At 46.2% G+C, this 6,626-nt stretch carries 9 protein-coding genes; 1 reads left to right on the plus strand and 8 read right to left on the minus strand.

Annotated features, from left to right (window positions below):
- Positions 1-122 precede the first annotated feature (122 nt).
- Positions 123-1,373: a flagellin lysine-N-methylase gene (gene fliB / locus EDM57_RS18790; RefSeq protein ID WP_122906228.1), complete on the plus strand. Its 1,251-nt coding sequence runs from the start codon at positions 123-125 to the stop codon at positions 1,371-1,373.
- A 66-nt stretch (positions 1,374-1,439) separates the two neighbouring features.
- Here the strand turns inward: fliB and csrA are convergent, their stop codons facing one another.
- The 8 genes from csrA to EDM57_RS18830 form a co-directional block, all read right to left on the minus strand.
- Positions 1,440-1,673, minus strand: a complete 234-nt coding sequence (gene csrA / locus EDM57_RS18795; protein WP_122906229.1) for a carbon storage regulator CsrA — start codon at positions 1,671-1,673, stop codon at positions 1,440-1,442.
- An 11-nt stretch (positions 1,674-1,684) separates the two neighbouring features.
- On the minus strand, positions 1,685-2,101 hold the full coding sequence (fliW, locus tag EDM57_RS18800) for a flagellar assembly protein FliW (RefSeq protein ID WP_122906230.1): 417 nt from the start codon (positions 2,099-2,101) through the stop codon (positions 1,685-1,687).
- A gap of 13 nt (positions 2,102-2,114) precedes the next feature.
- The gene (locus EDM57_RS18805) at positions 2,115-2,693 is read right to left on the minus strand and encodes a DUF6470 family protein (protein ID WP_122906231.1); all 579 of its coding nucleotides are present in this window, start codon (positions 2,691-2,693) and stop codon (positions 2,115-2,117) included.
- A 24-nt stretch (positions 2,694-2,717) separates the two neighbouring features.
- Positions 2,718-3,620: a flagellar hook-associated protein FlgL gene (gene flgL, locus EDM57_RS18810; protein WP_122906232.1), complete on the minus strand. Its 903-nt coding sequence runs from the start codon at positions 3,618-3,620 to the stop codon at positions 2,718-2,720.
- Between the two features lie 16 nt (positions 3,621-3,636).
- Positions 3,637-5,124, minus strand: a complete 1,488-nt coding sequence (gene flgK / locus EDM57_RS18815; RefSeq protein WP_122906233.1) for a flagellar hook-associated protein FlgK — start codon at positions 5,122-5,124, stop codon at positions 3,637-3,639.
- 12 nt (positions 5,125-5,136) lie between these two features.
- Positions 5,137-5,628 (minus strand): flagellar protein FlgN, encoded by a 492-nt coding sequence (locus EDM57_RS18820; RefSeq protein ID WP_122906234.1) that lies wholly within the window; start codon positions 5,626-5,628, stop codon positions 5,137-5,139.
- A gap of 36 nt (positions 5,629-5,664) precedes the next feature.
- Positions 5,665-5,940, minus strand: coding sequence for a flagellar biosynthesis anti-sigma factor FlgM (gene flgM / locus EDM57_RS18825; protein ID WP_122906235.1), 276 nt, complete (start codon positions 5,938-5,940; stop codon positions 5,665-5,667).
- A gap of 131 nt (positions 5,941-6,071) precedes the next feature.
- On the minus strand, positions 6,072-6,503 hold the full coding sequence (locus tag EDM57_RS18830) for a TIGR03826 family flagellar region protein (RefSeq protein ID WP_122906236.1): 432 nt from the start codon (positions 6,501-6,503) through the stop codon (positions 6,072-6,074).
- Positions 6,504-6,626 lie beyond the last annotated feature (123 nt).

Genomic DNA, 6,626 nt, shown 5'->3' on the forward strand with positions numbered 1-6,626 from the left:
GGACGTCCGGTTGATTAGGTTTAGTAGTTTTTACTCACTTTTTTATTTTTTCCTCAGAATCTTATGCACTCAGCCAGAAATACCGATTCATATAAAAGTAGACTTAAAAAGGAGGCCGCAACATGGCTCAAACCAACCCGATTATTCTGGTCCCTACCTATATGGATAAATTCCAATGTATAGGTTCTGAATGTGAAGACACTTGTTGTGCTGGATGGATGGTAACGATAGATAAAGCAACCTACAAAAAATATAAAAAGCTATCTGATCCTTCACTTGCCAAAAAGTTAGATAAAATCGTAACGAGAAACAGGAAAAACCCAACAGATAGCAATTATGCAAAAATATCAATGGAAATGGATGATTGTCGCCGATGCCCCATGCTCTCTGCTGAGAATCTTTGCGAAATTCAGCTAAAGGCCGGAGAAGACTACCTCTCCAAAACGTGTGCTACATATCCTCGGGTAACCAATATAGTTAACGGCAATTTGGAAATGTGCGCCACCCTGTCGTGTCCTGAAGCTGCCAGACTGGCTTTGCTTAACCCGGATCCTATGGAGTTTTTCGAAATTACGCTTCCCAAAAACCACAGGCATAGTTATTATGCCCAACATACACCCAATAACTATGCCGCTCACCAAATTGAATTTTACTTTTGGGATTTACGCATCTTCTCTATCGGTCTTATCCAAAATCGAACTTACGATATAACAGAGCGCCTTTTATTACTCGGGCTCTTCTATCACAATTTGCAGGAACTAGTCTCATCCGGAAAAGCCGCTGAGACTCCAATCTTAATTGAAAACTACAAAAAGCTTATTCAATCCGGCTCGTTACGCCAATCGCTTGCGCAAATCCCTGTTGAAGCATCTGCGCAAATCAAATTATTAAAAGAGCTAATCGACGCACGCGTTTATGCAGGAAAAGCCAATAACCGATATTTAAACAACTTTGAAACATTCCTCGCAGGCATAAATTATACGGATAGCGACGACATTGAAACACTTGCATCAAGATATCAACATGCACACGACATGTACTATAAGCCATTTATGGATCAACATTCTTATATTCTCGAAAACTATTTGGTTAACTATGTATACAAAAATCTCTTCCCTTTTTACGGAATAAACTTCAGTCTCCTGGACAATTATGTAATGCTAGCTCTTCACTACAGCTTGATCAAGATGCATTTAATCGGGATCGCTGGTTCCTACAAATCTGATCTTAACTTGGACCACGTCATCTCCTTGATTCAAGGGTTTGCAAAAACGATAGAACATAGCCAATCATACCTGAAATTTGCCTATGATTATCTACAACAGAAAGAATTCACTTCGATTGCTGGAATGGCGATATTCCTGAAAAACTAGTTGCACAAGAAAAGGGGCTATCTCAAAAGTCATATCCGACTTTGAGATGCCCCTTTTGTATTACTACTAGTCTGTCTTATTCTGAAAAATTTGTTTTAACGCTCCCCAATCCCTCTGATTCAGAGTCGCCAGCCGATTTTCTTCCTGGATAGCATCAAAAATTTCCTTGCGATGCACATCCAAATTACGTGGTGCCTCAATCCCGATTTTGACCTGATCTCCCTCAACCGCTATTACTTTAATTTCGATGGTGCTTCCGATCATGATCGATTCGTTTTTCTTGCGAGAAAGAACCAGCATCCAAACACCACCTACTTTCGATCAGCAGCTTGTTGTTCAAACAACGGCTGACGTATAGAGTAACTGTCTTCCTGTAAGATAACCTGTCTTGCCATGCGATTGGAGAGATTGACGACGAGCGGCGCCTTTAGATTTACAGTTATATGGCTATTTCCGCGAATGGTGACAATTGAAAATACCGCTACCTCAGCTTCTGTGTCAATACGTAAAGCATCTTTTACAAAGCCGGGCAACTCAAATTTGTAGTCCGGAAAAAAGGAAAACGGATCTATCACCCAAAATCCGACTTCCCACTCTTCCGTTGACTGAATCAAAAAAAATGGACTCTCTTCCTCCTGCATCAACTGAAAAAACTGCAAATGGGAGAACCCAGGGATGCCATCCTCAAAAAAGAGCTTGCCCAATTCCACTTGTTGCTTTACGCTCATGTTTTCCCCTCGCTCACATCATTTGATCCAGTTGACCGCCTACAACCTCTATCTTCAAGCTATTATATTGTATCATATACGGCTCTACTTTACCGGGTGTATAGGATAACTGGGGAGGATTTAGTACAGGATCCATTTTCATCCCGTTTCGCTGCACGTTAATCTCAGCCGGCTTGAATTCAATACTTACATCTACGCCTTCATCTGCTGAAGCCGCTGGAGGAGTATATCCACCCTCCAGCGCTCGCAACCCTTTTTCTCTGCCTATTGATGCGATTGCATTCTCTTTCGTATAGATTCGCATAAGCCTGTCACCCTCTTGGTTCTTCTCAGCAATTGCTTGCATCGCCTTCTCCTTACCATAGGCTGCACAGCTCTCACTGAACTGCGTGGAAGTCATAATACCAATGTTGGCTCGAGCCTGGCTTGAATCAATATGCAATGTCGTTCTGGCTTGTTCTATTGAAAGACTAGCAGGTACTTGCCGCAAGTTCAGTTCTGCTTTTGGCTGTTTGATTTCTTGGACTGGCTTATTTATTTGTAGCCCTAACTGAGCAAACTGGCTCTCCATCCAGATTTTAGGAATTTGCATTTGCTACTCCCCTTCATTTTTTACCTAGCGAAGGAAATCCAACAAAGTTGGCTGAATAATTCGAGCACCGGAACCTAAAGCAGCCATGTGAACACTTTCCTGTGTCTTTAAATCTGTCATCACTTTGGCCATATCCGCATCTTCATTCTTGGACATTAACCCTGTAATATTCACCTCTTGCGCATTTAAACGCTCCGCGATCAGTTCCACACGGTTTACACTTGCCCCAAGGGAAGCGCGTTCTGCCAGCAAATTGTCATATTGCTGATCCATATCCGCGATAAATTGCGAAGCACTGTTGCCATTACTCAACTCTGTAATGATATTGTCCAACAGTTTGAAAATATTATTTGCATTGTCAGGGAAATTAAACACGTTTTGTGCGTTAATGTTTGAGGTTACAAAAACGTTTTGACTCACTTCCAAATTAATAGGCGAACTGTTTGTGTTAACGAAATCACCTTTGCCACCATTGGCAGAAGGATCATAAGGTGCTTTATTTGTATCTGTGCCGGCAAAAATATATTTCCCATTTATTTGCTGATTCGCCAATGTCCCTAAATGAGCTTTCAATTCCTGCACTTCGGAGGACATTGATTGCAAGTCAGCAGGTGAAATTGCCCCGTCACCCGAATAGATAAGCAACTCCTTAAGGCGCTTCATTACATTCCCGACTTCATCCAACGTACTATCCGTCATATCCATCCACGACTTCACTTCGTCTACATTTCGCTTATACTGCTCATTCTCCATCAACGAAGACCGATAAAACATCCCGCGCGCAGCGACGACCGGATCATCGGATGGCTTTGCAATTTTGCTTCCGGAAGAAAGCTGTTGCTGCAGTTTGTCCATATTGCGCATGGAATTATGCAAATTTCGCAGCATATTGCTATTCAACATGTTCTGCGTTACACGTACCGCCATGTACTACTCCCTCCTACTAGAGGCCAACTCGGCCCATGCCGTTGATGACTTTGTCCAAAATTTCGTCCATGCTTGTCATGACGCGCGCAGATGCGCTGTACGCATGCTGGTACTTCACCATCTCAGCCATTTCATCGTCGATAGATACACCAGATACGGATTGTCGCTGGTTGTCTACGGTGCCGACAAGCATTTCCGAGTTCAGCTGGTTACGGGTAGCCTCCTGGGCGTCCACACCCAATTGGCTGATCGTATAGCGATAGTAGTTATCCAAAGTTGAGCTTTCAGCCAGATCGGTTGGACCTGTTCCGGCAGGCAGAACCTTGAATTTGATCGACGCAATGGCCTGCGCGTTTTCGTTGTTGCCGACCGGCGTAGAGGTCGCTTCCGGTTTAGCCGCAGCGATTGCATCCAGACTCATCATAATCGCGGGATTAACGACAATCGCCGATGCGCTTTTCGGGTAATCCTTGGTGGCGGCATTCGTGGCCAGAGCGTTTGCATCCACAAAGAACGGCAGATCCTGTACCGTCCCGTTATTGATGTCAGTCAAGCTTCGGCCTGTCCTGTGCAGGTCATTGATTTCCTTCGTCAAGTTTACTGCCAGAACATCCAGCCGTTTTAGCAAATTCGGTACAATTTGGTCGCGGGATTCCAAAGTGCCTGCCAAATATCCGCTCGTCGGGACAAAAGCGGCTCCGCCCAGAGTGAGATCGCTCAAGCCTGTGACTGGATTTTGCTGGGCGACTACCGGCTGGGATGTGGCACCGTTGACAAATTGGCGCCCTTCAATCGTTACATTCACCATACCTGCCGTGGCTGGCGTCACTTGAATGTCGACCAGCTTGGAGAGCTTGTCCAGGAGAACATCGCGCTGGTCGTACAAATCATTCGGCTGGTAGCCATGCGGTACGATGTTGGCAATCTGACTGTTCAGGCTGGCGATCTGCTGACCAAGGGAGTTGATCTCCATCGCCTTCACATTCACTACGTTGTCCAAATCGCTTTGCACTTCTTTGATATGGTTCGTCAATGTGTTAAACGTGTCCGCAACCGCTTTGCTGCGTTCACGAACAACAGCGCGTGCAGATGTATCCGTAGGGTCTTTGGCCAAGTCCTGCCAAGCTTGCCACATCTGGTCCATGACTTTTTGCAGCCCTGTTTCGGAAGGCTCATTCATGATTCCTTCCAGCTTTTCCAGTGTTTCCAGGCGTGCATCCCAATATCCCTGGCGTTTGTGCTCATTGCGATATTGAATATCCAGAAACTCTTCCCGCAGGCGCTGAATGCTGGTAGCCTGTACACCTGTTCCGAGCAACCCTGGCTCGACAGCCGCTTGCAGCCCGACATACGGCAGCCCCGTCGTCGCCTGCATATTGACCCGCTGCCGCGTATACCCTTCCGTATTCGCATTGGCAATGTTGTGTCCGGTCGTATTCAATGCGGACTGCTGTGCGAACAGGCCGCGTTTGCTTACTTCGATTCCATGAAAAGTCGAGCGCATGTCAGCACCTCTTTACGCTTTTTTGTTAAAAAAAGTTCGGCTCGCCTGGCGGTACGTGTCCGTGTTCGGGTGCCCGTAAATAAAGTCGTCCTCCGGCGCGTCCGTAATCAGGTCGAGTGTCATGTTTACAAAAGAAAGGGATTGCTCCAGCAACTGCTGATTCAACTCATTTGCCTCACGCAGTTCGGTGACAATCCGCACAAGCTCGTTTCGATAGGACGCAAGCCGCGTCTTCTCTTCCGCACTGGTCGTCAACTTGATTAATTCAGCCAGTGTACCTTCCTGAAGCGCAAAGCCTTTCTTTTCGGTCAGTTCCTGCACCAGACTTTGGCGGGCTGCTTCTGCTGCTGTGACGCCCTTGATTAGCTTTTGTTCCTGGCGGGTAATCGCCACCAGCTCATCTACTTTTCCCTTCACCAGCACATCTTTTTTCTGGCTGGCCAGGGTGTACAAGGCTTTGTGCAACTGGATCAAGTTGTCGAGCAGATCGTAGAGTCTATCCATGTTCACGTTTCTCCTCGTCTTCCCTAGAGAACTGGTTTATCGCTTTTTCCAAAAAGACAGCAGTTTATCGGCAATCCGCTCGCTCGGGACGTGATATGTGCCTTCCTCGACTTGCTTTTTCAACTGCTCTACCTTTTCGCGGCGCTGTGGCGCGTTTGCATCCTCGATTTGCCGCTGCATTTCCAGCGCTTCCGTGGAAATGTTGACCTCATCCTTGCCCATCGGGATTTTTTGGCTTTTGCCTACCTGGTTGTTGGCCGTCTTGTTGTAAGCATTAATCATCCCGACACGGTTCGGTTCATTAATCCGCATCTGATTCCCATCCTCTCAAACCACCGGACATTTCTTGCAGGAACACATCCCCGCCAACAGAAAAACCGATGATACCTCTTAGTAGTATCATCGGCAATTTCCTGATGGACGATTAGTTTTTTTGCGCAAAACTATTCGTCATGATTCTTCTTTCTTTGATAGGCGATCGCTCCCGCCTGACGCGCACGTGCGTCCTCCTCCAGACGCTGGTCCAATTCGAGCTGCTGCGATATTTCATGCTTCAAGCCCTTCAAGCAGTTGTCACATACGTTACCAACGCGGATCAATATCCCGCAAACTTCGCACGGATAACCAAGGTTCGGGTTGCCCTCTATTGAAATACGCCCTTCCTTGATAAACTTCGTAATTTGCTTCACGCTCACCCCTGTGGCTTCGCTTACCTGATGAATCGTTGCTCCGCGATTTTCACGCTTGCGCAAAAAACGGGCGCATTTGTCATACTCCTGCTCCACCTGTTGATAGCATTTGGGGCAAATATCACGAACTGTTTGTACAAATAAAGCATCACACCGCGAGCAGTTTGCCAGTTTGCCCAGAGCCATATACAACAACCCCTTCATCGTCCAGAGAGTTCATTCGGTTCCGATAGCTGTATACTTTCATGATAGCGTAATTTCTCCCGACTGGCTATCTGTATATTGTCAAGGTGTGAGTCAAGCCATAGT

Source organism: Brevibacillus gelatini, assembly GCF_003710935.1.
Lineage (GTDB): Bacteria > Bacillota > Bacilli > Brevibacillales > Brevibacillaceae > Brevibacillus > Brevibacillus gelatini.